Source organism: Streptomyces sp. NPDC060002 (genome assembly GCF_042737245.1).
In the GTDB taxonomy this organism is placed as follows: domain Bacteria; phylum Actinomycetota; class Actinomycetes; order Streptomycetales; family Streptomycetaceae; genus Streptomyces.
This window is the reverse complement of sequence record NZ_JBHWUW010000074.1, coordinates 1-1,152: the sequence shown is the minus strand read 5'-3', so window position 1 is coordinate 1,152 and position 1,152 is coordinate 1. Positions and strand designations below refer to the sequence as shown.

The 1,152-nt window shown below is 72.7% G+C and carries 2 protein-coding genes; both read left to right on the top strand.

The window, feature by feature from the left end; all coding sequences use genetic code 11:
* Positions 1-136: FMN-binding protein (locus tag ACFWBD_RS37460; protein ID WP_385677409.1), on the top strand; the 136-nt coding region annotated here is incomplete at its 5' end.
* Position 137: 1 nt separating this feature from the next.
* Complete coding sequence (locus ACFWBD_RS37455; protein WP_385677320.1) at positions 138-872, top strand: FAD:protein FMN transferase; 735 nt, start codon at positions 138-140, stop codon at positions 870-872.
* Positions 873-1,152 lie beyond the last annotated feature (280 nt).

Here is a 1,152-nt window from a genome sequence, read left to right as displayed (position 1 = left end):
CGCGGCGGTGCCGAAGCTGATTGCGGAAACGCTTACCGCGCAGAGTGCGGACATCGACACGGTTTCCGGCGCGACCATCACGAGCGACGGTTACAAGGAGTCGCTCCAGGCCGCGATCGACGCGAAGGGCGCCTGACGTGCACCGCGTCGAACACGTCATGGGGTTCCCGGTCTCGCTGCGGGTCGACGACACCGTCGTCCCCGACGAGAGCGGGGACGCCGTGTTCGCGTGGCTGCGCGAGGTCGACGCACGGTTCAGCCCGTTCAAGGCCGACAGCGAGGTCTCCCGGTACGGCCGGGGCGAGCTGTCGGCCGACGAGCTGAGCGCCGACCTCGTGGAGGTGCTCGACATCTGCGAGCGGTACCGGGTGGCCACCGGCGGCGCCTTCGACATCCGGCTGCCCGGCCGCGGCCTGGACCCCTGTGCGGTGGTCAAGGGCTGGTCCGTGCAGCGGGCGGCGGAGCTGCTGACCGGGGCCGGGCTCAGCCGGTTCTGCCTCAACGCGGGGGGCGACGTGGTCGTCTCCGGCGGTCCCTGGCGGGTCGGCGTACGGCATCCCGAGATCGCCGACCGGCTGTGTACCGTTCTCGACCTCACCGACGGGGCCGTGGCGACCTCCGCGCGCTACGAGCGCGGCGACCACATCATCGACGGCCGCACGGGCCGTCCGGCGACCGGCCTCGACAGCCTGACCGTCGTGGCCCCGACCCTGACCGAGGCGGACACCGTCGCCACGGCCGCTTTCGCCATGGGCACGGACGGTGTCGAGTGGGCGGCCGCGCGGGACGGCTGTGAGGTGTACGCCGTACTGCCCGGCGGACGTGTGCTGCGCACCGGCGGATTCCCGACGGCGGAGGCAGCGGCCGCGTGAGCGTCGAGGCGGGGACCTTGGGAGCGGCGCTGTGGCCACTCGGCTGGGCTGCCACCGTTCTCGCCTGGCCGTCGGGGCGGGGACGCCGGCCGCAGACGCGTCGTCAACGCCGGTGTCGCTGACCGGGCTGCTGCGGTACAACTCGCTCCGAAGCGGTTTCACAACGGTTTCCGATCATGCGGAAGGGGGGGGGGCGGCGGGAAAACCCGGCCCCCCCGGTGGTGTTTAGAACAAACACCGGGGGGTGAAGCCCCCGGGGGCGCCGGCACGCGGGGTGAGA